Origin of the sequence: Serinicoccus shuyuelongi, from assembly GCF_045032955.1 — a bacterium.
Lineage (GTDB): Bacteria > Actinomycetota > Actinomycetes > Actinomycetales > Dermatophilaceae > Ornithinicoccus.
Genome location: NZ_JBJFZU010000003.1, coordinates 228,667 through 251,234, shown reverse-complemented (window position 1 = coordinate 251,234; position 22,568 = coordinate 228,667). Strand labels below are relative to the sequence as shown.

At 72.6% G+C, this 22,568-nt stretch carries 21 protein-coding genes; 8 read left to right on the top strand and 13 right to left on the bottom strand.

The features are described from left to right. Nucleotides 1–42 precede the first annotated feature (42 nt). The 4 genes from ACI3EY_RS05585 to ACI3EY_RS05570 are packed head-to-tail and all read right to left on the bottom strand — an operon-like array spanning nt 43 to nt 5,570. Nucleotides 43–2,316 (bottom strand): glycoside hydrolase family 43 protein, encoded by a 2,274-nt coding sequence (locus ACI3EY_RS05585; RefSeq protein WP_405039695.1) that lies wholly within the window; start codon nt 2,314–2,316, stop codon nt 43–45. 58 nt (nt 2,317–2,374) lie between these two features. Next, complete coding sequence (locus ACI3EY_RS05580; RefSeq protein WP_405039694.1) at nt 2,375–3,202, bottom strand: carbohydrate ABC transporter permease; 828 nt, start codon at nt 3,200–3,202, stop codon at nt 2,375–2,377. Beyond that, nucleotides 3,199–4,218 (bottom strand): carbohydrate ABC transporter permease, encoded by a 1,020-nt coding sequence (locus ACI3EY_RS05575; protein WP_405039693.1) that lies wholly within the window; start codon nt 4,216–4,218, stop codon nt 3,199–3,201. Before ACI3EY_RS05575 ends, ACI3EY_RS05580 begins: the two co-directional genes overlap by 4 nt. Further along, a complete protein-coding gene (locus ACI3EY_RS05570) occupies nt 4,218–5,570 on the bottom strand; it encodes an ABC transporter substrate-binding protein (protein ID WP_405039692.1) in 1,353 nt (450 codons plus the stop codon). The genes ACI3EY_RS05575 and ACI3EY_RS05570 overlap by 1 nt, the downstream gene beginning before the upstream one ends. A gap of 181 nt (nt 5,571–5,751) precedes the next feature. On the opposite strand from ACI3EY_RS05570, the gene ACI3EY_RS05565 reads away from it, so the two are divergent. Beyond that, complete coding sequence (locus ACI3EY_RS05565) at nt 5,752–6,765, top strand: LacI family DNA-binding transcriptional regulator (RefSeq protein WP_405039691.1); 1,014 nt, start codon at nt 5,752–5,754, stop codon at nt 6,763–6,765. Between the two features lie 12 nt (nt 6,766–6,777). Here the strand turns inward: ACI3EY_RS05565 and ACI3EY_RS05560 are convergent, their stop codons facing one another. The 3 genes from ACI3EY_RS05560 to ACI3EY_RS05550 form a co-directional block, all read right to left on the bottom strand. Beyond that, a complete protein-coding gene (locus ACI3EY_RS05560; RefSeq protein ID WP_405039690.1) occupies nt 6,778–7,731 on the bottom strand; it encodes a diacylglycerol/lipid kinase family protein in 954 nt (317 codons plus the stop codon). Nucleotides 7,732–7,816: 85 nt separating this feature from the next. Further along, nucleotides 7,817–8,461 carry a response regulator gene (locus tag ACI3EY_RS05555; RefSeq protein ID WP_405037884.1) on the bottom strand — a complete coding sequence of 215 codons (645 nt, stop codon included), beginning with the start codon at nt 8,459–8,461 and terminating at the stop codon, nt 7,817–7,819. Then, nucleotides 8,458–9,561, bottom strand: a complete 1,104-nt coding sequence (locus ACI3EY_RS05550) for a sensor histidine kinase (protein WP_405039689.1) — start codon at nt 9,559–9,561, stop codon at nt 8,458–8,460. The genes ACI3EY_RS05555 and ACI3EY_RS05550 overlap by 4 nt, the downstream gene beginning before the upstream one ends. Before the next feature lie 122 nt (nt 9,562–9,683). On the opposite strand from ACI3EY_RS05550, the gene ACI3EY_RS05545 reads away from it, so the two are divergent. The 3 genes from ACI3EY_RS05545 to ACI3EY_RS05535 are packed head-to-tail and all read left to right on the top strand — an operon-like array spanning nt 9,684 to nt 11,816. After that, nucleotides 9,684–10,421: an ABC transporter ATP-binding protein gene (locus ACI3EY_RS05545; RefSeq protein WP_405039688.1), complete on the top strand. Its 738-nt coding sequence runs from the start codon at nt 9,684–9,686 to the stop codon at nt 10,419–10,421. Beyond that, a complete protein-coding gene (locus ACI3EY_RS05540) occupies nt 10,418–11,182 on the top strand; it encodes an ABC transporter permease (RefSeq protein WP_405037881.1) in 765 nt (254 codons plus the stop codon). Before ACI3EY_RS05545 ends, ACI3EY_RS05540 begins: the two co-directional genes overlap by 4 nt. Before the next feature lie 31 nt (nt 11,183–11,213). Next, on the top strand, nt 11,214–11,816 hold the full coding sequence (locus ACI3EY_RS05535) for a DUF998 domain-containing protein (RefSeq protein ID WP_405037880.1): 603 nt from the start codon (nt 11,214–11,216) through the stop codon (nt 11,814–11,816). 157 nt (nt 11,817–11,973) lie between these two features. Here the strand turns inward: ACI3EY_RS05535 and ACI3EY_RS05530 are convergent, their stop codons facing one another. Continuing rightward, entirely contained in the window at nt 11,974–13,101 is a 1,128-nt protein-coding gene (locus tag ACI3EY_RS05530; RefSeq protein ID WP_405039687.1) for a hypothetical protein, read from the bottom strand. Nucleotides 13,102–13,927: 826 nt separating this feature from the next. Here ACI3EY_RS05530 and ACI3EY_RS05525 point away from each other — a divergent pair. Continuing rightward, nucleotides 13,928–14,395 carry a PPOX class F420-dependent oxidoreductase gene (locus ACI3EY_RS05525; RefSeq protein ID WP_405037876.1) on the top strand — a complete coding sequence of 156 codons (468 nt, stop codon included), beginning with the start codon at nt 13,928–13,930 and terminating at the stop codon, nt 14,393–14,395. After that, nucleotides 14,395–15,621, top strand: coding sequence for an NAD(P)/FAD-dependent oxidoreductase (locus tag ACI3EY_RS05520; RefSeq protein ID WP_405039686.1), 1,227 nt, complete (start codon nt 14,395–14,397; stop codon nt 15,619–15,621). Before ACI3EY_RS05525 ends, ACI3EY_RS05520 begins: the two co-directional genes overlap by 1 nt. Nucleotides 15,622–15,630: 9 nt before the next feature. Here ACI3EY_RS05520 and ACI3EY_RS05515 read toward each other — a convergent pair whose 3' ends face one another. Genes ACI3EY_RS05515 through ACI3EY_RS05495 form a run of 5 tightly spaced genes read right to left on the bottom strand, consistent with a single transcriptional unit; the run spans nt 15,631 to nt 20,130 of the window. Then, entirely contained in the window at nt 15,631–15,909 is a 279-nt protein-coding gene (locus ACI3EY_RS05515) for a hypothetical protein (RefSeq protein ID WP_405039685.1), read from the bottom strand. Nucleotides 15,910–15,918: 9 nt separating this feature from the next. Beyond that, the gene (locus ACI3EY_RS05510; protein ID WP_405039684.1) at nt 15,919–17,232 is read right to left on the bottom strand and encodes a saccharopine dehydrogenase family protein; all 1,314 of its coding nucleotides are present in this window, start codon (nt 17,230–17,232) and stop codon (nt 15,919–15,921) included. After that, a complete protein-coding gene (locus ACI3EY_RS05505; RefSeq protein ID WP_405039683.1) occupies nt 17,229–18,728 on the bottom strand; it encodes a cryptochrome/photolyase family protein in 1,500 nt (499 codons plus the stop codon). The genes ACI3EY_RS05510 and ACI3EY_RS05505 overlap by 4 nt, the downstream gene beginning before the upstream one ends. Then, entirely contained in the window at nt 18,725–19,255 is a 531-nt protein-coding gene (locus ACI3EY_RS05500; RefSeq protein WP_405039682.1) for a 2'-5' RNA ligase family protein, read from the bottom strand. Before ACI3EY_RS05500 ends, ACI3EY_RS05505 begins: the two co-directional genes overlap by 4 nt. Next, on the bottom strand, nt 19,252–20,130 hold the full coding sequence (locus ACI3EY_RS05495; RefSeq protein WP_405039681.1) for an oxygenase MpaB family protein: 879 nt from the start codon (nt 20,128–20,130) through the stop codon (nt 19,252–19,254). The genes ACI3EY_RS05500 and ACI3EY_RS05495 overlap by 4 nt, the downstream gene beginning before the upstream one ends. 143 nt (nt 20,131–20,273) lie before the next feature. On the opposite strand from ACI3EY_RS05495, the gene ACI3EY_RS05490 reads away from it, so the two are divergent. Together ACI3EY_RS05490 and ACI3EY_RS05485 are read left to right on the top strand one after the other, a co-directional pair. Further along, a complete protein-coding gene (locus ACI3EY_RS05490) occupies nt 20,274–20,588 on the top strand; it encodes a hypothetical protein (RefSeq protein WP_405039680.1) in 315 nt (104 codons plus the stop codon). Between the two features lie 13 nt (nt 20,589–20,601). Further along, on the top strand, nt 20,602–22,557 hold the full coding sequence (locus tag ACI3EY_RS05485) for a hypothetical protein (RefSeq protein ID WP_405039679.1): 1,956 nt from the start codon (nt 20,602–20,604) through the stop codon (nt 22,555–22,557). Nucleotides 22,558–22,568: the final 11 nt, after the last annotated feature.

Here is a 22,568-nt window from a genome sequence, read left to right as displayed (position 1 = left end):
GGAGGAGCAGGGCCAGGGGCAGGCAGGTCAGCGGGCGGGCCCTCACGGGGCCAGCTCGGAGACGGTCACGTCGTGGAAGCGGGCCTCGGTCGCCGGGGTGTCGCCACCACCGGCATACAACCCGAGGCGGGGCGTGGTGTCCGCGGGGAACGTCCACGCCGCACCCCAGACCCAGGACTCGCCGTCACGGCTGATCCCGGCGCGGTAGACGTGCTCGCCCTCGTCATTCGTGGTGTGCGCGACCCGCATCCCCATCGTCGCGGCGGGGGCCCCGATGATGGCGCCGGCGAAGATCGTCTCGTCGCCGCCCGCGACCGCGGCGAGCTCGCGCCCGAACTCCACGGTCCGGGTCTCCCAGATCGCCACCGTGCCGAGCCGGGCGAAGTCGTCGTCGTCGGCGTGCACGATCAGACCGGCCTGCTGGTAGTTGCGGACCGAGCGCTCGCCCAGGTCCAGCGTCAGCTCGGTCTCGGCGACCCAGTCGCCCTCCGGCATGTCCCGTAGCAGCAGGGCGCCGGTGTTGCCCCCGCCGACCAGGTCGACCGAGCGGACCGGCCAGACGAGGTCACCGTCCTCGGTGCGGATGTCCGCCTGCGGGCGCACCCACTCCCAGGAGGGGTCCACCCCCTCGTCGAAGGTGTCGCGGAACAGGACGTCACCGGGCTCGGGGTCCGGCACCGCCTCGGTGACGGGCACGGCCGGGGTCTGCACCCCGACGTTGTCGACCCGGGCCCCGTCCCCGGCCAGCTGCACCGGGGCCGCGGCGAGGGAGAACCCGGGGAAGGAGGCGTCGGCCACCGCCATCGGGTCGTTGAGGTCGGCCGCGGACACCTGTGCGGTGGCGCTGCGGGCGCCGGCCTCGACGGTGAGCGTGCGCCAGCCCTGCCCGGTGGGCAGCGGGGTGACGGACTCGTCGACGACCTTCTTCGCGCCCATCACGACGGCGGTCCGCAGCTCACCGGCCTCGCCGTCGTAGGTGACCCGGACCCTCTTCGGGTGCGCACCCAGGGTGAGGGTGACGGTGTCCTCGGCGCGGACGTCCAGGCGCACCCGGGCCGCGGCGCCCGGCGCGCTCGCACGGCTCGTCGCGGTGCCCTCGAGCACCCCGGTGTCGCCGCCCTGCGGGTCCTGCCCGGCACGCATCCCGGTGAAGGCGGTGGCCGGCGCGGCCGGGTCCCCGGTCAGCAGGGAGTCGGTCACCGGCAGCGGCTGCGGGCCCTCGGAGGGGCCGGCGCCGGCGTTGGTGCGCGGCCAGCCGTCGATCCAGTCGAGCCGGTCGATGAGCATCGGGCGGCGGTTGATGCCGAAGGGGTCGGTCAGCCAGGGCTCGTCCTTGTCGATCGCGTGGTAGACGATGAAGTCCTGCCCGGACGCGTCGGTGAGGACGGCGTGGTGGCCGGCACCGACCCAGCTGTTGCCGTTCTGGGTGAGCACGGTCGTGCCGCCGGTCACCGAGGCGTTCAGGTCCAGCCCGTCGGCGTCCAGGAACGGTCCGCGCGGGTCCTTCGAACGGCCGGCGAAGACCGAGTAGCCGGTGGCCGGGCCTGCGCAGCAGTTGGCCGAGGAGCCCATCAGGTAGTACCAGCCGTCGTGCTCGACGACGTAGGCGCCCTCGTAGCGGTCCCCGATCGCGACCTGGGTGGGCTCACCGACGGGCGTGAGGCCGTCCGCGCTGACCTCGGTGACCTGCAGCCCGCCGAAGTAGGAGCCGTAGTACAGCCACTGACGACCGTCGGTGCTGGTGAAGCCCGCCGGGTCGAAGGTCCACAGGAAGCGACCGTCGTCCAGCGCCCGCGGCGCCACGATGGGCTCGTCGGCCGGCACCCAGGGGCCCGCCGGGTCGGCGGAGGTGGCCACCCCGATCGCAGAGTCCTCGCCGGGGTTGAGGGTGGTGTCGGTGACCGTGAAGTAGAGGACGTACTGCCCGTCCACGTAGCGGATGTCGGGGGCCCAGAGGCCCGCCGTCTCCTCCGCCCAGGAGGGGCGGTTGGTGTCGTCGAAGATGGTGCCGACGTACTCCCAGCTCGACCAGTCCCGGGTGCGGGAGATGTGCCCGATGCCCGGCTCCTGCCCGGCGTAGAGCGGGTCGGCGGTGGCGTAGGCATACCACCAGCCGTCCTTGCCCTGGATCACCGCCGGGTCGGCGTAGGTGTCGGAGAAGGCGTCGCTGACCGCGTTGGTGTACGTCGGCCGGTCGGGGGCGGCGGGGTCGGGTGCGGGGCCGGCGGGCGCGGCGAGACCGGGTCCGGCCAGCGTCGCGCTCAGCGCGAGGGCGGTCCCGGCGGCGAGCAGAGCGCGTCGTGGGTGGGAGGTCATGGGCATCTCCTTCGATGCGGGGCGGGCGTGGCGGGGTGGGGCGAGGACGGTGCGGGTCTCAGCCCTTGACCCCCGAGGTGGCCACGCCGTCGATGACGTAGCGCTGGACGAAGACGTAGAGCAGCAGCACCGGGAGCGAGGCGATGACGGCGCCGGCCATGATGACCGGGTAGTCGATCGTGTACGCGCCCTGGAGCTTGGACAGCCCGATGGGCAGGGTCAGCCGCGCGTCGTTGAAGAGCACGTAGAGCGGCCAGATGAAGTCGTTCCAGTTCGCCAGGAAGCTCAGCACCAGCAGGGTCACCAGCGCCGGGGTGGCGTTCGGCAGCATGATCCGGAAGAACGTGGTGAACGGCCCGGCGCCGTCGATCCGGGCACTCTCCTCGAACTCCTTGGGCAGCGAGAGGAAGAACTGCCGCATGAAGAACACCCCGAAGGCACCGGCCGCGCCGGGCACGACGATCGCCGCGAGGGTGTCCAACCAGCCGAGCCGGTCGAGGGTGAGGAAGTTCGGCATCAGGAAGATGAACCCGGGCACGAACATCGTGGAGATGATCATCCCGAACATGACGTTCTTGCCCTTGAAGTCCATCCGCGCCAGGGCGTACCCGGCCAGCGACGCGGTCAGCACGACCAGCAGCGCGTGCGCGGTGGCCGCCAGCATCGAGTTCATGAACCAGCGCAGCACCGGGTTGTCCGCCGAGGTGAAGAGCACCTCGTAGGCACGGAAGGTGATCTCGCTCGGCAGCAGGTCCGGGTCGGCCGACTGCGCCTCCGCGGTCGGCTTCAGCGAGGTCAGCAGCATGGCCGCGATCGGCCCGACGAAGACCACCGAGAGCAGCGTCAGCAGGATCCACAGCAGCGGGTTCCGGGCGGTGCGTCTCATCGGACCGTCCCCAGGCTCGCGGGGGTGGCCGGGACCTGCGGGTCCGACAGCGGGGTATGCCCGTCGCCGCCTCCCCCGCCGCGTCGCCGCTGCGCACGCAGGGCCTTGGCCTGCACCGCGGCGTCCTTGTCCCGCATCAGCCAGAAGTTCGCGATCGAGACGACGGCCAGGAAGAGGGCGAGCAGGTAGCTCTGCGCCGCCGCCGCACCCATCTGGTAGCGGCTCAGCCCCAGCTCGGTGATGACCATGATCGCCGTCTGGGTCGACTGCGAGGGCCCGCCCTGGGTGATCAGGTAGGACTGGCCGAACATGTTGGCGCTGGCCAGCACGGTGATCACCACCACGAAGATCATCACCGGACGCAGGCCGGGCAGGGTGACGTGCACGAAGCTCGCCCACCACCCGGCGCCGTCCAGGGCGGCCGCCTCGTAGTGCTCGGTGGGGATGTCACCCAGGCCGGCCAGGAAGATGACGGCGTTGAAGCCCAGCGTCCACCAGACGGTGACGCCGACCAGGCTGACCCAGGCCCACGGCTGCGAGGTGGTCCACGAGATGTCGGTGCCGAGGAAGGCGTTGACCAGCCCGAAGTTGCCGTCCAGCAGGTAGCGCCACATGAGGCCGATGACCGCGACGCCCAAGACGTAGGGGGCGAAGAACATGGCCCGGAAGAACGTCCGACCCGGGAACTTCTGCTGCAGCAGCAGGGCCAGCAGCAGCGGCAGCACGAGCAGGAAGGGCACGCTGATCACCGTGAACAGCAGGGTGTTGCGCATGCCGTTCCAGAAGTCCCGGAAGACGACCGAGTCGGGGTCGAGCAGGTTGGCGTAGTTCTGCAGGCCGAGGAAGCGCTGCGAGGCCATCATGTAGTCCCAGTCGTGCAGGCTGATCCACAGCCCGTAGACGGCGGGGAAGGCCACGAAGGCGACGAACAGGGCCAGGTAGGGCGCGAGGAACAGGTAGGGCGTCAGGGGTGAGCCGTTGCGCCCACCCACCCCTGACGTGGCGCGCTTCGCCATCAGCCGCTGTAGCGCGAGGCGTTCTCGTCCAGGATCGTCTGGGCGCGGGACGCGGTGTCGGCGAGGATGGCCTCCGGCTCGGCGCCGCTGAGGACGGCCTCGTTGAGCGCACGGTCGAACTCGGCCATGCAGTCGGCGATGCCCGGGACGGTGGGGATGAAGCGGAGGTCGTCGAGCTGCTCGGCCAGGGCCGCCTGCTCGGGCAGCGCCTCGAACTCGGGGGTCTCGCGGGCCGAGTTGCGGGCCGGCACCTGCCCGGCCTCGGCCCACGCCTGCGACTGCTCGGAGACCCAGCTGAGGAAGACCCGCGAGGCCTGCGCCTTGTTCGCGTCCTCGCTGCGCTGACGCGGCAGCACGAACTGGTGGGAGCCCGCCCAGACGCCGCCGGAGCCGCCGATGTCGGGCAGCGGGGCGACGCCCCAGCTGATGTCCGACTGCTTGAGGTCGTTGATCTGCCAGATGCCGTTCCAGTTGAACGCGGTGGTGCCGTTCTTGAGCGCGACGTAGTCGGCGTCCTGGTCGACGTTGGCCGGGGAGTGGCCGTTCTTGGCCAGGTCCACCCACCAGGTGAGGGCCTCCACGCCGGGGGCCTCGCCCCAGGTGACCTGGGTGCCCTCCTCGTTGAAGAGGCTGCCGCCGAACTGGTAGATCAGCGCCTGCAGGGTCAGCCCACCGGTGAACGGGAACGGGCTGGCCCAGTGCCCCTCGATCCCGGCCGCCTTGAGGTCCTCCAGCGCCGCCATGTAGCTGTCGTTGTCGGTCGGCGGGGCCTCCGGGTCGAGGCCGGCCTCCTCCATGACGTCCTTGTTGTAGTAGAAGCCCAGCGGGTGCACGTCCAGCGGGATGGCGAAGCGCTGGCCGTCGTAGATCCCGGCCTGCCAGGGCACCGTGGCGAAGTCGGCCTCGGCCAGCTCCAGCGCGGAGGCCACGTCGTCCAGCGGCTGGATGACGTTGCGGGCGGCGTTGGTGGCGACCGAGTCGAGGTGCATGATGCCGATGTCCGGACCGTTGCCGGAGGTGACCGCGGAGGGCAGCCGGGAGTAGTAGTCCGCCCACTGCATGGTGGTCATCGTCACCGCGATGTTGCCGTGCTCGGAGTTGAAGGTGTCGACCAGCGCCTTCATCGTCGGGCCGTCACCACCGGTGAAGCCGTTCCAGAAGGCCAGGTCGACCGCGGGACCGTCGTAGCCCCCGGCGCCGCCGTCGCCGGTGGCGGCCACCGGGTCGGCGCCGTCACGCGGCGAGGTGCCGCCGCCACAGGCGGCGAGGGTCGCGCTCATCCCACCGGCTGCGGCGAGGGAGAGGAACAGGCGACGGTTGAAGGGGGTACGGGTGCTCTGCGGGAGGCTCATCAGACGTCCTTGTCCTGGGCTGCGGGTTCCGGGGCGGGATGGCGAGGGCCACCCTGCCCGGTCCTGGTTTACAACGGATAACCGCCATCGGCTGGTTCGAGTATGCCCTGAGGCTTGCAACGTTGTAAAGACCCGGCGGGGGACACGCGTGTCGCGTCGCGCCGGGCATACGATGTGCCCCATGCCGGTCAGACTCAAGGACGTAGCGCAGCACGCCGGCGTCTCGGTCAAGACCGTGTCCAACGTCGTCAACGAGCACCCCAACGTCAGCGCGGGGATGCGCGAGAAGGTGCGCGCGGCACTGCTGGAGCTGGGCTACCGGCCCAACCTGGCCGCGCGCCAGCTCAAGCACGGGCGGGGCGGCTTCATCACCCTGGCGGTGCCCGAGCTCGACTCCCCCTACTTCGCCGAGCTGGCGGCGCGGCTCTCCGCCGAGGCCACCCGCCGGGGCTACCTGTTCCTGCTCGACATCACCGACGCGGACCCGGCGCAGGAACGGCTGGTGCTCTCCGGGATGCGGGCGCACATGGTGGACGGGGTGATCTTCAGCCCGCTGGCCACCTCGGCGGAGGAGATCGCGGAGCGGACCGACGACATCCCCCTGGTGCTGCTCGGCGAGCGCCGGGCACCGACCCAGTTCGACCACGTGGCGGTGGACTCGGTGGCGGCGTCCCGGGCGATGGGTGAGCACTTCCTCGAGCAAGGGCGCCGGCGGTTGGCCGCGATCGGGCGCGAGGTCCGCGAGGGCACCGCGTCGGTGCGGCTGCAAGGATTCTCCGAGGCGATCGCCGCGGCCGGGCTGGATCTGCCCCCCGAACGGGTGGTGACGGTGGCCGGCTTCGGCCGCGAGGAGGGCTACCGGGGGATGCAGGAGCTGCTGGCGCTGCCGGCCGACCTGCGCCCGGACGCCGTCTTCGCGTTCAACGACCTGATGGCGATCGGGGCGTTGCGCGCGTGCCACGACGCCGGCGTGCAGGTGCCGCAGGACATCGCGGTGGGCGGCTTCGACGACGTCCGCGAGGGCCGCTTCCACGTGCCGTCACTCACCACCGTCGCCCCCGACCTGGGGACGCTGACCACCGCGGTGCTGGACCTGCTCATCGCGCGGATCGACGGGTCGACCGCGCCGCCGGCGCACCCGCTGGTGCCGTGGTCGCTGACCGTCCGGGAGTCGAGCGCCGCGCCGAGCGGGTGAGCCCGCTGCGGGTCACCCTTCCTGCTGCGGCCCCCGCAGCGTCCACCCCTGGTCGAGCATCCGCCAGCTCCGCGCGAGGGTGCGCTCCGGGGCGACCTCGCCGTCGGTGTTGACCCGGAAGGCGTCGTCCTCGGCGACCGCCTCGATGCGCACGCTGCGCCCGGAGGTCAGGCTGACGTCCTCCCGCTCGACGTGCCGGCCGCTGCGCAGGTCCGCGGCCAGCCCGACCCGGGCCAGCGGGGACACCCCGTGCGCGACCAGCACCTCGACCACCCCGTCCCCCGGGCGGGCGTCGGGCGCGACCGGCGTGCCGCCGCCGACCGAGGGACCCAGGGCCAGGGTGACCAGCAGCACCGGGTCGGTGCCGTCGGCGACGACCTCGTCGTCCACCACCACCCGCAGGTTCCACCCACGGGAGGTGAGCCCGGCCTGCAGCGCCCCCACCCCGTAGGCCATCGCCCCGAGCACGCCCTTGACCTCACCGGCCTGCGCGGTGGCCTCGGCGCCGACCCCGGCGTGCACCGCGTTGACCGTGATCACACCCTCGTCGTCCAGCACCAGCTCGCGGTGCACGGGCGAACCGGTGGCCGCGACCACCGCCGCCTCCTCGGGGTCGAGGGGCAGGTCCGCACCACGGGCCAGGTCGTTGCCGGTGCCCATCGGCACCACCCCGATCGCGCCGACCCGGCCCAGCAGGTCCTGGTCGTGCAGCGCCTGCAGCAGCCGGTGCACCGAGCCGTCGCCGCCGAGGACGACCACGTCCCGGCCCACCGCCGTGGCCACCACCTCGGCATACTCCTGGTCCGGACCCGGCCGGCACACCTGCACCCCGGACGGGCTGTGCTGCCGGAGGACCCGGCACACCCGCTCGACGACGTCCTCCTCCGAGGACCCCGCCCCCGGGTTGCTCAGCACCAGGACCCTGGGGTCCGCCGGCTCGGGCGCGGACATCTCGTGCGCGGACATGGCGCTCCTTGCTCTGGGGGACTCCGTCGCGATCAGGACTCACGCTACGCCCGTGCGCCTGGTGCTCCCTCTCCGTCGGCGCGGTTCACCCCAGGATGCCGTCGTGCAGCGCCCGCAGCACGGCGTTCGTCCGGTCCCGCGCGCCGAGCTTGGCCAGGATCGTGGAGAGGTGGTTCTTCACGGTGCCCTCGGCCAGGTGGAGCGCCACCGCCACCTGGCGGTTGCTGAACCCGCCGGCCACCAGGTGCAGCACCTCGAGCTCACGGGCAGTGAGCTCGGGGCTCGGGGGCAACGCCGGGTCGGTGTGCCGTGGACCGGTACGGATGGCCCGGAGCAGGCGGTCGGTGATCGCGGGGGCGATGAGCGTCCCGCCCGCCGCGAGGCTGGTGACCGCGTGCGTGAGCTGGTCCAGCGTCACGTCCTTCAACAGGTAGCCACGTGCCCCTGCGCGCAACGCCCGGAGCACGAGCTCGTCGTCGTCGAAGGTGGTCAGCACCAGCACGGGGACCTCCAGGCCCTCCGCGTGCAGCGTCTCCAAGGCCCAGATGCCGTCATGGCGCGGCATCCTGAGGTCCATCAGCACCACGTCCGGCTCGACCTCCCTGATCATCTCGACACCGCGCAGGCCGTCGTCGGCCTCCCCCACCACGTCGATCCCCGCCACCACGAGCAGCCCACGGATCCCCTGCCGCACCAGCGTCTGGTCGTCGACGACCACGACCCGGGTCATGGGACAGGGACCGAGGCGGTGAGCCGGAAGCCGTCGCGACCGTCCAGGGTGACCTCCCCACCGAGCGTGGAGAGGCGTTCGCGCAGACCGAGCAGGCCGTTGCCGAGCACCAGGTCGCGGTCCCCGTAGCCGTCGTCCTGCGCCACCAGCACCACGTGCGCGTCCCGCAGGCCGACCTCGATCCGCAGCTGCTGCGCCTGGGCGTGCCGGATGGTGTTGGTGACCGCCTCCTGGGCGGCCCGCACCAGGGCGGTGCTGAGCGGCTCCTCCAGCCGCACCCCCGGGTCCACCTCCACCGACACCTGCAGGCCCGGCAGCCCGCGCGTCATCTCCTGCAACGAGCTCTCCAGGTCAGGGGCCTGCGTGCGCAGCAGGCCGACCGTCGAACGGACGTCTCGCAGCAGCTCGCGGGCGACCCGGTCCGCGTGCTCGAGGTGCTCCCTCGCCGCGGCCTCGTCCACGTGCCGCGCCGTCTCCAGCCGCAGGGTCAGCACCGTGAGCTGGTGGCCGATCTGGTCGTGCAGCTCCCGGGAGATCCGCAGCCGCTCGGCCGTGCGGGTCGCGTCCGAGAGCAGGACCCCGGCCGCCTGCAGCTCCACGTTGGCGGCGGTGATCTCCAGTCGCATCTGACGCTCCCTCAGCAGGGTCGCCGAGCTCAGCATCGAGGCCAGCTGGATCATCAGGTAGAAGCCGACCGTGACGACGCTCTCGGGGGCGTTCTCGCCCAGCGGCCGGACGACGGCGACGACCACCACGGTATTGAGGCCCACCACGAGCAGTGAGCCCCACAGGGGCAGCAGGTAGACGCTGCAGGCCGCGGTGAGCACCAGCAGGATCAGCACCAGACCCATCTGCGGCAGGGTCAGGACCACCACCCAGGCGAGCACCACCGAGCTCGCGTAGGCCGCATACCGGATCCGGAGCCGCGGGGTCTCCGAGAGCGACAGCAGCAGCGTGCCGAGGAAGACGGCGAAGGTGACGACCCACCAGCCGCGCGGGACCGTGGGATCGGCGATCCCCGTGACGACGGGCACTGCCACGGCACCGGAGAGCACGAGCATCACCAACCCCGCCCATACCTCGGTGCCGGGTCGCTGCATGCGTCTCAGCCTACGACCGGGCACCGACCGGGCACCCGTGCCGAACGTCATGGCTGCGACGCCCAGAAGTCGTGACTTCCGGGACGGGCCCCGGGAGTCCGCCAGCTCGTAGCGTCGCAGCCATGAGACGCGACGAACCGGCCGTCCTCGCCGAGGGACTGGCCAAGAGCTACGGCGGGACCGCGGCGGTGGTTGACTTCAGCCTCCGGGTCGAGGTGGGCGAGACGGTCGGGGTGCTCGGCACGAACGGCGCCGGGAAGACGACCTCCGTGGAGATGGTCGCCGGCCTGCGCGCGCCGGACCGGGGCACCGTCCGGGTCCTCGGCCTGGAGCCGCGGACCGACCGGGCCAGGGTCCGGCAGGTGCTCGGGGTCCAGCTGCAGGAGTCGCACCTGCACGGTTCCCTGCGCGTGTCCGAGCTGGTCGACCTGTACCGCACCTTCTACCCCGACCCCCGACCCGCCGACGAGCTGCTCGACCTCGTCCAGCTCACCGAGCAGCGCCGGACCCGGTTCGAGCGGCTCTCCGGTGGTCAGCAGCAACGGCTCTCCGTGGCACTGGCCCTGGTCGGGCGACCCAGGGTGGTGATCCTGGACGAGCTCACGACCGGGTTGGACCCGAAGGCGCGCCGACGGATGTGGGGCACGGTGCAGACCTTGCAGGCCGAGGGCGTGAGCGTGCTCCTGGTGAGCCACGCGATGGAGGAGGTGGAGCGGCTCTGCCACCGGATCGTCCTGGTGGACGCCGGTCGCGTCGCCTACCTGGGCACCGCGGCGGGTCTGCGGGAGCGCTTCGGGGGCACCTCCCTGGAGGAGGCCTTCGTCCGGGTCACGGGCACCGAGCCGGAGGAGGCGGGATGAGCACCGACGTCAGGGCATACCGGCCGGGGTGGCGGTCGATGACGACGCTGGTGGGGTGCGAGGCGCGGATGGTGATCCGGGACACCGCGGGGCTGATCGTCCCGTTCGCGCTCCCGCTGATGATCCTGCTCACCAGCGGCTCGGCCGGTGGAACCGTGATCCGGCACGGCAGGACGGCCTTCGACCTCTACGTGCTGCCGCTCGTGCTGGTCATCATCCTGTCGCTGATCGGCATCCTGAACATGCCCAGCTTCCTCGCCTACTACCGGCGCTCCGGCATCCTGCGCCGGATGGCCGTCACCCCCGCGTCCCCGGCCATGGTCCTGGGGGCGCAGGTGGTGGTGAGCATCATCCAGGCCGCCCTGGGCATCGGGTTCGCCCTGGCGGTCGCCTTCCTCCTGATGGGCGCCAACCCACCGGTCCACGTCGCGACCGCGCTCGGCGTCACGGTGCTCGCGGCCCTGGCGATGTACGGCGTGGGCATGGTCGTCGCCGCGGTCGCCCCCACACCCAACTCCGCCGTGGCGATCTCGCTCCTGGTCTTCTTCACGCTGGCCGCGCTCGGCGGGATGTTCGGGGGGATGCAGGCGCTCCCCGACCCGGTGGCGCAGATCGGTGCGCTGCTGCCCTTCGGTGCCGCCGTCGAGGCCATCGCCGCGGCATGGGCCGGCACTCCGGTGCAGCTGTCGCACTGGGTGACGCTGTCGGTGACGACGGTGCTCGGGGCCGTGGTCGCCGGAGTGCTGTTCCGGTGGGAGTAGGACCAGGGATGGCCCGGGGAGGCACGGAGCGATGACCGTCCTGCTGCGGCTCGGTGCGCTCGGGCTGATCGCGTTCGTGGTCACCTTCCTGGTCGACGGCGCAACCCGACCGGGGTATGCCCCGATGCGGCATCCGGTGAGCGCGCTCGCCCTCGGCCCGAGGGGTCGGCTGCAGACCGCGAACTTCCTGGTCTGCGGCACCACGGTGTCCGCGAGCGCCGTACCCCTGGCCCACGGTTCGGGCAGCCTGCTGCTGGCCGTGCTCGTCGCTGCGTTCGGCCTGTCGTTGGTGGCGTCGGGGCTGCTCCCGATGGACCCCATGCGCGGCTACCCACCGGGCGCTGCCGACGGCACCCCGACGCAGACCTCTGCTCGGCACCGGGCCCACGACGCGGCGGGGGCGCTCGTCTTCACCGCACTGCCCGCCGCCGCGCTCGTCGCGGCGTTCGTCCTGCCCTCGCCCGGGTGGCGGGGGGTGTCCGTGATCGTGGCCGTGCTGCTCGCCCTCGGTGTCGTGGCGTTCGGGGAAGCCTGGGAGAAGGACTCACCGCGTGCCGGGCTCCTGCAACGGGCGGTGATCATCCTCGGGTGGTCCTGGCTCGCGGCAGTGCTCCTGATGGTCTCGGTCCCCTGACCGCCCACCGTCCCACCCCGGTATGTCGTACGCCTGTTCTACGCTGGACCCAGTGAAGGTCGCTCCCGGATCTGCGGGAGGGAAGCACGACCCAGGGCGGGGGCCAGCACGGAAGCTGGCCGGAGGGGGTGAGGACATGTCGCACCAGGAGTTCGCGTCACCGGTGGAGCAGGTGCTGCGCTGGTATGCCGCTGCGGCGTCGGCGGTCGACGTCGAGAGGCCTCGCCACCTGGTGCTCGTGGGGCTGTCCGCTGTCGCTGAGCCCGCACCCGAACCCGAACCCGAACAGAAGGTCCTCGACCGCATCACAGGTCTGGCGGCGGCCCGGTCCGCGATCGAGGCCGACCTGCTCGTGTCGACCCGCGCGCTGGTGGCGACCGTCGGGGACGAGCTGCTGCGGGACAAGGGCTTCAGTGACGTCGAGGAGCTGACCGCCGGGCAACGGCGCAGGTGGCGGGCCGAGGCCAAGCGGTTGACGTGCGCGGAGCTGGAGGTCGCTCTCGGCGTCGGGGTGAAGGAGGCCCGGCAGCTCGTCGGAGTCGCCTGCTCCCCCGTGCCGGTGCGGGACCAGGTCGAGGGCGCGCTGCGGCGCGGCACCATCACCTGGGGTCACGTCCAGGGCTTCTGGGACCGTTGCGGGCGGCTCCCCGCCGACGAGGCCGGCCAGGTCGCCGAGGGGTTGTTCGGCACCGACGCCGCCACCGTGGTCGCCGAACGGCTCGGGCCGGACGGCACCGTGCGCGACCACCCCTGGTCGTCCGCCCACTACTGGGCGGCTCTGGAGCGGGAGGCGGTCAGGGTGGAGGGCACGGATGTCGTGGCCGAGCGCGAACGACGTCGCCTCGCCCGCGAGCGGCGGAGCGCCTCCCTCCGGGTGGATGACGGCTCCACCGCGACCCTCTTCGTCAACGGCCCGGTGACTTCGCTGGCAGCCATCTCCACCAGGCTGGACCGGTGCGCCCGGACGCTGCGCAAGGGTGGGGACCCTCGCACACTGCCCCAGCTGCGCAGCGACGTGGCCCAGACCCTGCTGCTGCACGGACGACTCCCTCTGCCCGACCTGGGCGAGGACGACCTGGTCACCCCCGCCGACGCCGCGACGATCGCCCAGGTCGTCACCGCCCAGCCTGCGGCGCACCTCCAGGTGGTCGTCCCCTGGGACGCCGTCGCCGGTACGCCGTCCTGCCACCGCTGCCGGGACGGCACCGCGGCGGACCCGCGCCTCGTCGTGGGCGGCACCGCCGAGGTCCTGGGGGCCGTCCCGACGTTCCTCACGCCGGGTCACGCGCGAGAGCTGGCCCTGACACCGGGGACGACCCTGTCGCGGATCCTCGTCGACCCGGCCGACGGGCGCCTGGTCGAACGATCGATCGCCGGCTACCGGCCCGACGCGGCGATGCGGCGTCAGATCGTCGCCGCCGACGTGCACTCCCGAGCCCCGGGACGACGGACGAGCCTGCCCGCTGCGAGATCGACCACGAGACGGCATGGGGTGCGGGTGGGCCGACCAGCGAGCGGAACCTGTCGCTCAAGGACGTCGCCCACCATCAGTTCAAGACCGAGGGATGGTGGTCCAGCGAGCTCGCCCCGAACCGGGACGTCACCTGGGAGACCCTGCTCGGCCAGGTCACCAGCACGCGGTGCCACGACTACCGCCAGTACCTCCGTCGAGCGGTCGCCACCGCCTCCACCACCGATTCCACCACCGATTCCACCCCCGATTCCACCCCCACATCCACCGCCGACGCCGAGCTCGACCTCGCCTGCCGGACCCTCTACGCGGCACTGGCCCACCGGGGCCCACACGGCCTGCTCACCGATTCCGACGACCTGCACGGTGCCACCGACCACGACGAGGCGTGCACCGGATGGATCAGGCTGTCGCACCGGAGCCGTGACGGGCAGGTGCTCCCGGGCCCGCGGGACGACCAGGCCTCCCCTGCGCGCCTCCTCGGCCTCCTCCGGCTACCCGAGGGAGAGATTCCCGACCCGGACCCGGACCCGGATCGGGACCCGGCGCCGGAGCCCCGTCCCGACGTCGACGACCCGCCACCGTTCTGAGCGAGACCTCTCGGCACGAGATCCACGTGCCGAACCGGCAGACTGTCCTCATGGCACGCACCGTCGCAACCACCACGACCGTCGACACCGAGGAGCTCCTCGAGTTCGTCCGTCCCCGGCACGACATGGTCCTCATCACCCTCCGTCAGGACGGGCTCCCCCAGGCCTCACCGGTGACCGGTGGGGTCGACCAGGACGGTCGGCTGGTGATCTCCACCTACCCGGAGCGGGCCAAGACCCACAACGCCCGGCGGGACGCCCGCGTCAGCGTGCTGGTCCTCTCCGACCGGTTCAACGACGCCTGGGTCCAGGTCGACGGCACCTGCGAGGTGCTGGACGGCGAGGACGCGGTCGAGCCGCTGGTCGACTACTTCCGCTGCATCTCCGGCGAGCACCCGGACTGGGACGAGTACCGGGACGCCATGCGCAGCCAGGGCAAGTCGCTGCTGCGGGTCACCCCGACGCGCTGGTCCCCCGTCGCGACCGGCGGCTTCCCGCCGCGGCTGGCCGAGGGCTGATGCCGGAGCGGGCGGACGCCTCGCACGACGTGACCTCCCGCGGCGTGGTCTCCCACGACGTCCTCGTCGTCGGGGGCGGGAACGGGGGTGTCTCGGCCGCCGGCCGGGTGCGCCGCCTCGGGTGTCGCGACGTGGCCGTCCTGGAGCCGCGCTCGATGCACCGCTACCGACCGCTCCTCAACTACGTCGGCGGTGGGCAGGCGAGGCGGGACGAGCTCACCCTCACCATGTCCCAGGCCCTCTCCACCGGTGTCACCCACCACCTCGGCGCCGCCGTCGCGGTGGATCCCGGCGCGCGCATCGTGACGACCGACACCGGCCGCCGATTGGGCTACCGGGACCTGGTGCTCGCGCCCGGGCTGCGGCCCGACCTCGCGGCCACCCCGGGGCTGGAGGCCGCCCTGCACGCCGGGTGGGCCACGCATACCTTCACCCCCGACACCGCGACCCGCCTGTGGCCGCTGGTGCGGGCGACCCGCTCCGGCACCGTCGTCTTCACCGTCCCCCCGGAGCCGGCTCCCTGCGGCGGGTCCGCCCTCAAGCCGCTCTTCCTCGCCTGCGACCACTGGCGCCGCGAGGGTGTCCTGGACGCGATCCGGGTGGTGCTGGCCGTCCCCACGCCGACCGTCCTCGGCCTGCCCTTCGTGGACCGTCGTCTGCAGCCGTACCTGGACCGCTACGGCGTCGAGCTGCACACCTCCAGCACGCTGGCCGAGGTCGACACCGCCACCCGCTCGGTGACCCTCGCCGGCCCCACCGGCAGCACCCGCATCGACGACGTCACGATGGCGCACCTGGTCCCCGTACACCGTCCCGACCCGTGGCTCGCCGAGAGCGGGCTCGCGCAGCCCGGAACCGGCCTGGTCGACGTGGACCCGGGCACCCTGCGGCACCGCCGCTTCGACGACGTCTGGGGCATCGGGGACGCCGCCGCCCTGCAGACCCGGCCCTCCGGCGGGGCGCTGCGCACGCAGGTCAAGGTGCTCGGCGACAACATCGTGGCGGCCAGGCTGGGTCGCCCCTTGGGTGCGTACGACGGCTACACGGTGGTGCCGGTCACCGTCGAGGCACGGTCGGCGCTGATCGCCGAGTTCGACCGGGCGGGCCGTCCGACCGGCTCCCTGCCGCTGGTCGACCTCACCCGCCCCAACCCCTTCGTCTGGTTCTTCGACCGCTACCTCGAGCCGCAGGTCTACCGCCACCGGCTCCTCAAGGGCTTCGTCTAGCCCCCGAGGTCAGCGTCCGGGTTCGGTCGTCCCGTCCGCGTCCGGGTTCTGCACGTTGAGGTCCTGGTCGTCCTCGATGTCGTCGTTGACGTCCGGCGTCTCGGGCACGGCGTCCGCGCCGCCGAGCGCGGTGTCGGCGTTCAGCGCCGAGGACCCTCCCTCGGACACGGTGCCCCCGGACGACTCCTGCTCGTGCTGGCGGTCCTGCTCGTGCTGGTGGTCATGCCCGTCCTGATGGTCGTGGTCGTGCCCGGCGTCCTGCACGTGATCCTGCGTGTCCTTGCTCATGTCCTCAACCTAGGCGCCCTGCGCACCGGCGTCGCCCCCAGCCGACCCGCCGCCGTCGACCCGACCGACCGTCAGGGTGAATCCCTGCGCCCGCAGCCGCTCGACCAGCACGTCGCCCATCGCGACCGCCGGGGTGAGGATGCCACCGTCCGCGCACAGCCGGCCACCGTCGCACGCCAGCGCGAGCCCGGCCTGACCCAGCATCACCGACGTCGCGGCATACCCAGGATCGCCCTGCGCGGCGACCACCGCGGCATACCGGCTGCCGTCCTCGGCGAGGGTGACGGTCCGCACCTCGAAGAACCCTGCCGCGCGCCGCTCCGGCGAGGGGCCGGTGCCGGGGGTCGGCAGCAGCCGGTCCACCAGCGACCGCAGCCCTGGGGTGGACATCGCCGCCACCAGACCGCCCAGCGCGGCGGTGACCGCGGTCGCCCGCACCCGGCCACGTACGCCCCGACCGGTGGGGACCACCTCCCGGTAGCGGAACCCGCGGCCGTAGGCCCTGTCGCGCAACGCGTTCGAGCGGCGCACCACCCGGGTGTTGTACGTCGCCATCACGAACGGCGCCACCCATCCACCGGTCCCCTGCTCGACGAAGGGCGTCCAGACGTCGCGCTGCCCCGGTGCCCCCGGTATGCCCCCGCTCAGCGCCTCGGGGTCGCTCAGCACCCGCCGCAAGGACGGGTCGGCCCGCACCTGGTCCAGCTGCTGGCGCAGCGAGTCGACCGTGCCGCCGCTGACGCCACCGCGCACCCTGCCCACCCGCAGCGTGGTGTCGGTGAGCCCGCCCGCCCCGTCCTGCTGCACCTGCCGGTGCAGCAGGTGCACGGCCAGGTCGGAGGGCACCGAGTCGAAGCCGCCCGAGACCACGATCCGCGCGCCGCTCCCGCGGGCCGCCTCGTGGAACCGGTCGACCAGCTGCCGGACGAAGAGCACCTCCCCGGTGAGGTCGACGTAGTCCGTCCCGGCCGCGACGCACGCCTCCACCAGCGGTATGCCGTGCCGCAGGTAGGGCCCGACCGTGCTCACCACCACCCGGGCGCGGCCGGCGAGCGCCGCCAGGGACGCCGCGTCACCGGAGTCCGCGACCACGAGCTCCCACCCGGAGGCCCGCTCCGGCAGGGCGGCCCGGATCTGCTCGAGGCGCCTCCGCGAGCGGCCCGCGAGGCCGATCCGCAGCGGTGGGGAGGTGTGCGCCTCCTGCTCGACCAGGTGCTCGGCGACCAGACGGCCGACGAAGCCGGTGGCCCCGAAGAGCACCAGGTCGAGGTCGACGTCGGGAGAGCTGTCCGGGAGTGCCGCGGACCGAGGGGAGGTCGTCATCGCCCCAGCCAGGGCCCGGCCGCGTCCCGATGGGCCCGCTGCTTCTCCGGGTCCATCCCGTCCCAGCTGCGCACCGCCATCCCGGACCGGGGGTTGGCCTCGAAGACGTCGCGGTGGTCCTCGACGAAGGTCCAGTACAGGCCGTCCCAGGCGGTGCACCAGTCCCCTCTCGGCAGGTCCGACATCTTCCGCAGGTAGTTGCTCCCGGACACGTAGGGCTTGGTGGTGATCGCCGCGCCGGCCGCGAACTGGCTCATCGCGTACACGTTCGGCACCATCACCCAGTCGTAGGCGTCCACGAACAGGCTCATGAACCACCGGTACACCTCGTCCGGGTGCACCCGCAGCAGGCACAGCGCGTTGCCCAGCACCATGAGCCGCTCGATGTGGTGGGCGTAACCACGCTCCAGCACCCGGCGGATCACCAGGTCCACCGGGTCCAGCCCGGTCGTCCCGGTCCACCATGACTCGGGCATCGCGGCACCGTGCTCCAGCACGTTGCTGGTCCGCATCTGCCGCCCCCACACCAGGTAGGTGGCGCGCATGTACTCCCGCCAGCCGATCAGCTGCCGGACGAAGCCTTCGAGGCTCGGCAGGTCGACGTCGTGCTCGTCAGCGGCCTCGAGGGCCCGGGTGAGCACCTGGTCGGGGTCGATGAGCCCGCAGTTCAGGGCCGGGGTGAGTGCCGCGTGGAAGAGCACCGGGTGCTCGCGGCTGATCGCGTCCTCGTACGGCCCGAACTGGGTGAACCGCTCGTCCAGGAACCGGCGCAGCGACGCGTCGGCCTCCCCCGGGGAGGTCGGCCAGCCGAACGCCGCCGGGTCCCCCGGTGCGTCCGGGAAGTGCTCGGCCACCCAGTCGACGGCCTCGACGACCCGCGGGTGCCGACGGCTGGGTGCCAGCCGCGGCTCCGGGACGGGGTGCCCGCGCGGGAGCTTGCGACGGTTCTCCTCGTCGAAGGACCACCGGCCACCGACCGGCTGGTCGCCCTCCATCAGGACGTCCAGCCGGCGCCGCTGCCAGGCGTAGAAGTGCTGCATCCGGGCCGGCCCGCCGGTGATCTGCTCGCACGCCTCACGCCGCCCGGTGAGGAAGGCCGGGGTGTCCAGGATGTCCTCGCGCCGCAGGTCGTAGCCGCCCTCGTGCAGCTGGGCGCGGCAGTCCCGGCCCAGCCAGTCGTCGGTGACGTCGAGGACGCTCACCCGGTCCGGTCGCAGCCGCTGCACCAGGGCGACGAGCGCCTGCCCCGAGGTGCGGTCCGGGTCGGACTCCACCACGTCCACGTCCAGCCCCTGCTCCCGGGCCCGGTCGGCGAAGCGCATCACGGCGGCCCGGTGCAGCACCAGGGAGTGCGCGTGGAAGGGCAGCTGCCGGTAGAGCAGGTCGTCCTCGACGACCACGAGCCGGGTGCCGGCCGGGACCTGCAGCTGGCTGGCGTGCAGCTGGTGCGGGTAGACCAGCCGCACCTCCCGGCGGTGGCTCGTCGCCGCGCTCACCGCTCCCCCGCCAGCACAGTGACCTGCTCGGCCTCGGGGTCCCACCAGCGCAGCCCGCACAGGGTGCGGGTGCTCAGCAGGGAGGCACCCGCACCGGCCCCGGTCAGCGCCTGGACGGCCTCCCCCACCTGGCCGGGCGCCAGCCCGGTGGCCAGGCTCAGGTGCGGCACCCACGGTCGGTCGTCGGCGTCCGCCCAGCGGCGGACCAGCTCGGCCTGGGCCCGGCGGGTGTCCGGGTCGGGCGAGAGCAGCTCGGCCACGGTGACCCGGCGCCCGCCGAGCAGGGTCAGCGCGCTGACCGGGACGGTGACCGGGAGCAGCGTCCCCCACCGTTCACCCGCGTCGGACAGCAGGTCCTCGTCGGGGCGTCGGGGCGAGGCCGCCAGGGTGACGTGCGGCCGGTGGGTCGCCCCCCGGTGCCGCGCCAGGGAGGGCACGTCGGCGTCTTCCAGGGCCTGCCACCGGTCCCGGACCGCGGTGTCGTCCTCCGGAGCGAGCACCAGCTCGAGGGCATGGGCGCGGCTCACGAGGCCTCCCGGTCGACCCCTGCCATGGCCCAGCGCACGGTGCCGGCGCTGGCCCGGCCCAGCGGCCGCAGCACCGACCTGGCCAGCAGCGGCGAGCGCGGCAGCCGCAGCATCTCCCGGCCCCAGGGCTCGAGCAGCGACACCCCGCCCGCGGCGATCGCCCAGTACCCGGGCCGGGCGGACACCGGCAGCGGCGGCTCGGCCAGCAGGAACCTGGCCGCCTCGCGCGCCTCGGGGGTGGCCTGCAGCTCCGGACGGTATGCCGCCAGCACCGCCTCCAGCCCGGTCACCGAGGTGGGTGGGTCGAGGACGCCCAGCAGCCCGGCCGCGACGCCCGCCTGGGCGACGTAGGTGTCCGCCTCCGCAGGGGTCAGCGGGCTCCCGGAGAACGCCTGGTAGGCCCGCAGGAAGGAGGCGATCTCGGCGACGTGCACCCACATCAGCAGGTGCGGGTCGGAGGCGTGGTAGGGCCGGCCCAGGGCGTCCTTGCCGCGGACCCGCTCGTGGATGCCGCGCACGTGCGCGATCGTCTCCTCGGCGTGCTCGACCGTGCCGAAGGTGGTCGCGGCGAGGTAGCTGCTGGTGCGCTGCAGCCGGCCCCACGGGTCCCCCTTGTAACCGGAGTGACCGGCGACACCGGCCATCGCCATCGGGTGCAGCATCTGCAGCAGCAGAGCGCACACGCCCCCGGGGAACATGGCCGCGTCGGCGTGCACCCGCCAGACCGGGTCCTGCGGGGTGAACCACCGTCGGCCCGGGCTGTCCCAGATGACCGCGGCCCGTTGCTGGGCGTCGTCCCCGGCCACCCGGGCGCGCAGCGCCGCACCGAGGGCCGTCTGGACCCGAGCCACCGCGGAGGTCACGAACCCACCCACCTCAACCTTCTACATACCCTGGACATGCCGTCCCGCCACTATGGCACGGGCCCTGTCGGGCCGCCATTCGCAGCGGGACGCCCCACGGATGGCTATTCTCGGATCAGCGGGGTCATCATCAGATCGGGCATCGGGGAGGTCACATGAGCGGGGACGACGACGTCGTCATGGTCGACAACACCTACCGCATCTCGCTGGAGTCGGCGCGCGCGACCTGCGTGGGCCCGGCCGGACGGTTGGAGACGGCGCTGGACGCGGCGCGCACGGCGATGAGCAGCGGCGCCTGGGGAGGCCCCAGGGGAGAGGACTTCTCCGGCGAGCTGGACCGCTACCGGCGGCAGCTGAACGACGCGGGCCCGGAGGCGATCGACGCCCTCGACCGGGCGATCGACGCCCAGCCGCACCGGGTGCCCTCCACCGCCTGGCAGGTCCGCTGGCACCAGATGGCTCCCCGATGAACGGGGCCCGCCGATGACCATGGTCAGCATCGACATCGGCGCGATGGAGTCGCTGGTCACGGACATGACCCGCGTCCACGACCACCGGCCGGCGGACGTGAGCACCATCCGGGGCCGGCTCGACCATGTCCTGCTCGGCACCGGACCCGTCTCCCAGGTCGAGAGCGGCACCGAGATCTGGACCTGGATGGGTGACCGGATCCGCGATCTTAACCGGCGGCTGACCCTGGCCCGGCTGATCGCCGGCAGCACCCCCGGCATCCCTGGGGTCGGTGTGGTCGAGATCGACGAGGACTACGTGTCCGAGCTGTCGCAGAGCGCGGTGGACGACCTCGCCGACGAAGCGGCCGAGCTGATGGAGACCGACGAGTTCGGCGGCGACATCGTGGACGTCGACAGCCGGCTGCTGGAGCTGCTCAGCGAGCACGGTCACGACCCGTACTTCGCGCAGGCCATCGCCGAGCGGGTTTCCCCGCAGGAGCTGGACAGCTTCCTGTTGGCCGTCAACCGGCACCGCGAGTTCGGGGCGATGACGCAGGAGGAGGCGGTCGAGTTCGACCCGCGCTACGACTCCCTGCTCAACGGGCTCGGGATGACCTTCGGACTGGCCTCCCAGGGTGAGGGTCCCCTGGAGGTGCCGGGGATGGCGGACGCGTGGGCCGACCACGTGGGCGACGCACCGGCGTGGAGCGGGGCAGCCCAGCGGCTGACCCTGGTGACCAGCCGGGGCGCCTTCTCCACCGACCTGCTGCTGACCCTGCACGAGCGGATGATCGAGCTGGAGGGCGACCGCGGTCCGGAGCACTGGACCTCGATGGACCTCGTCTACGACCCGGACCTGGAGCGCTCCCCCGGCTCGAACCTGGTCTTCGACCCGCTCGCCACGCTCTACCAGGGCATGGGCCACAACCCCGACGCGCTGCGCCAGGTCTTCGCCGAGGGTGAGACCACGATGGTCGAGACCGACGACGGCGCGGTCGAGGTCAACGCCCACCTCTGGGAGGTGATGCGCTTCCGCGGGATGGACGAGTATGCCGTCGAGCAGCTCGTCACCGGGCTGCAGTCCGGTCTGCTCTCACCGCCGGTGGAGGGTCAGGACGCCTGGCAGCCCGGGCTCGGCGAGGACCTGCAGGCGATCGCCGGCGCGATCGAGCGAGAGGCCAGGATCGCCGAGGAGAACAAGCCCCCCTGGTGGTCCTCGGCCGGGCACTTCGTGCTCGACATCCTCGGCATGGTCCCGCTGGTCGGCGAGGCCGCCGACGGGCTGAACGGTCTCTGGTACACCGCCGAGGGCGACCACCTGAACGCCGGTCTCTCCTACGCCGGGATGGTGCCCTTCGTCGGCTGGTTCTCGGTCGGCGGCAAGTGGGTCAAGCGGGCGCTGAGCGCGGAGGAGATGGCCACCATCGGCCGGCTCGCCGACAGCGGCGTGGACGTCGGTCGGATGCTGCCCAACGGCACCATCGGCGACCTCACGGACCCGGCGACGTTCCGTCCGGACACCTTCCTCAGCCCGGGCGAGATGCAGCGCTTCTCCGACCGGCCGTGGCTGCAGAACATGATCGCCGGGAACCGTTTCGACGACTACATGGCGCCGAACTACCGGCACAACGAGCTCTACCTCGACGCCCCCGGCGGCAGCGGCTACGTCCGCCTGGACAGCTACGTGCCCGGCGAGGACATCATCTCCCGCAAGCTCACCCAGCTCGGGGACGTGCAGCCGAGCACCGCCTTCTCCTACATCGACGAGCTGGTGGCCAAGTATCCTCCGGGCAGCACCGTCGCGGACGTGCCCAGCACCCGGCTCTCGGGACTGTCCGGGCAGACCCTGGAGGGACGGCTCGTCCTGCAGATCCCTCCCCAGAACGGGGTGACCATCCCCGACGAGGTTGCGGAGTACGCCTTCGAGAACGGCGTCCGTATCATCGACATCAACGGCTTCGACTACACCGCCCACCTCTACCCGTGACACAGAGCAAA

Excerpts from the sequence above, each read along its gene's own strand:
- ACI3EY_RS05585 (WP_405039695.1), bottom strand. The coding sequence starts at position 2,316 with ATGACCTCCCACCCACGACGCGCTCTGCTCGCCGCCGGGACCGCCCTC.
- ACI3EY_RS05580 (WP_405039694.1), bottom strand. The coding sequence starts at position 3,202 with ATGAGACGCACCGCCCGGAACCCGCTGCTGTGGATCCTGCTGACGCTG.
- ACI3EY_RS05575 (WP_405039693.1), bottom strand. The coding sequence starts at position 4,218 with ATGGCGAAGCGCGCCACGTCAGGGGTGGGTGGGCGCAACGGCTCACCC.
- ACI3EY_RS05570 (WP_405039692.1), bottom strand. The coding sequence starts at position 5,570 with ATGAGCCTCCCGCAGAGCACCCGTACCCCCTTCAACCGTCGCCTGTTC.
- ACI3EY_RS05565 (WP_405039691.1), top strand. The coding sequence starts at position 5,752 with ATGCCGGTCAGACTCAAGGACGTAGCGCAGCACGCCGGCGTCTCGGTC.
- ACI3EY_RS05560 (WP_405039690.1), bottom strand. The coding sequence starts at position 7,731 with ATGTCCGCGCACGAGATGTCCGCGCCCGAGCCGGCGGACCCCAGGGTC.
- ACI3EY_RS05555 (WP_405037884.1), bottom strand. The coding sequence starts at position 8,461 with ATGACCCGGGTCGTGGTCGTCGACGACCAGACGCTGGTGCGGCAGGGG.
- ACI3EY_RS05550 (WP_405039689.1), bottom strand. The coding sequence starts at position 9,561 with ATGCAGCGACCCGGCACCGAGGTATGGGCGGGGTTGGTGATGCTCGTG.
- ACI3EY_RS05545 (WP_405039688.1), top strand. The coding sequence starts at position 9,684 with ATGAGACGCGACGAACCGGCCGTCCTCGCCGAGGGACTGGCCAAGAGC.
- ACI3EY_RS05540 (WP_405037881.1), top strand. The coding sequence starts at position 10,418 with ATGAGCACCGACGTCAGGGCATACCGGCCGGGGTGGCGGTCGATGACG.
- ACI3EY_RS05535 (WP_405037880.1), top strand. The coding sequence starts at position 11,214 with ATGACCGTCCTGCTGCGGCTCGGTGCGCTCGGGCTGATCGCGTTCGTG.
- ACI3EY_RS05525 (WP_405037876.1), top strand. The coding sequence starts at position 13,928 with ATGGCACGCACCGTCGCAACCACCACGACCGTCGACACCGAGGAGCTC.
- ACI3EY_RS05520 (WP_405039686.1), top strand. The coding sequence starts at position 14,395 with ATGCCGGAGCGGGCGGACGCCTCGCACGACGTGACCTCCCGCGGCGTG.
- ACI3EY_RS05515 (WP_405039685.1), bottom strand. The coding sequence starts at position 15,909 with ATGAGCAAGGACACGCAGGATCACGTGCAGGACGCCGGGCACGACCAC.
- ACI3EY_RS05510 (WP_405039684.1), bottom strand. The coding sequence starts at position 17,232 with ATGACGACCTCCCCTCGGTCCGCGGCACTCCCGGACAGCTCTCCCGAC.
- ACI3EY_RS05490 (WP_405039680.1), top strand. The coding sequence starts at position 20,274 with ATGAGCGGGGACGACGACGTCGTCATGGTCGACAACACCTACCGCATC.
- ACI3EY_RS05485 (WP_405039679.1), top strand. The coding sequence starts at position 20,602 with ATGACCATGGTCAGCATCGACATCGGCGCGATGGAGTCGCTGGTCACG.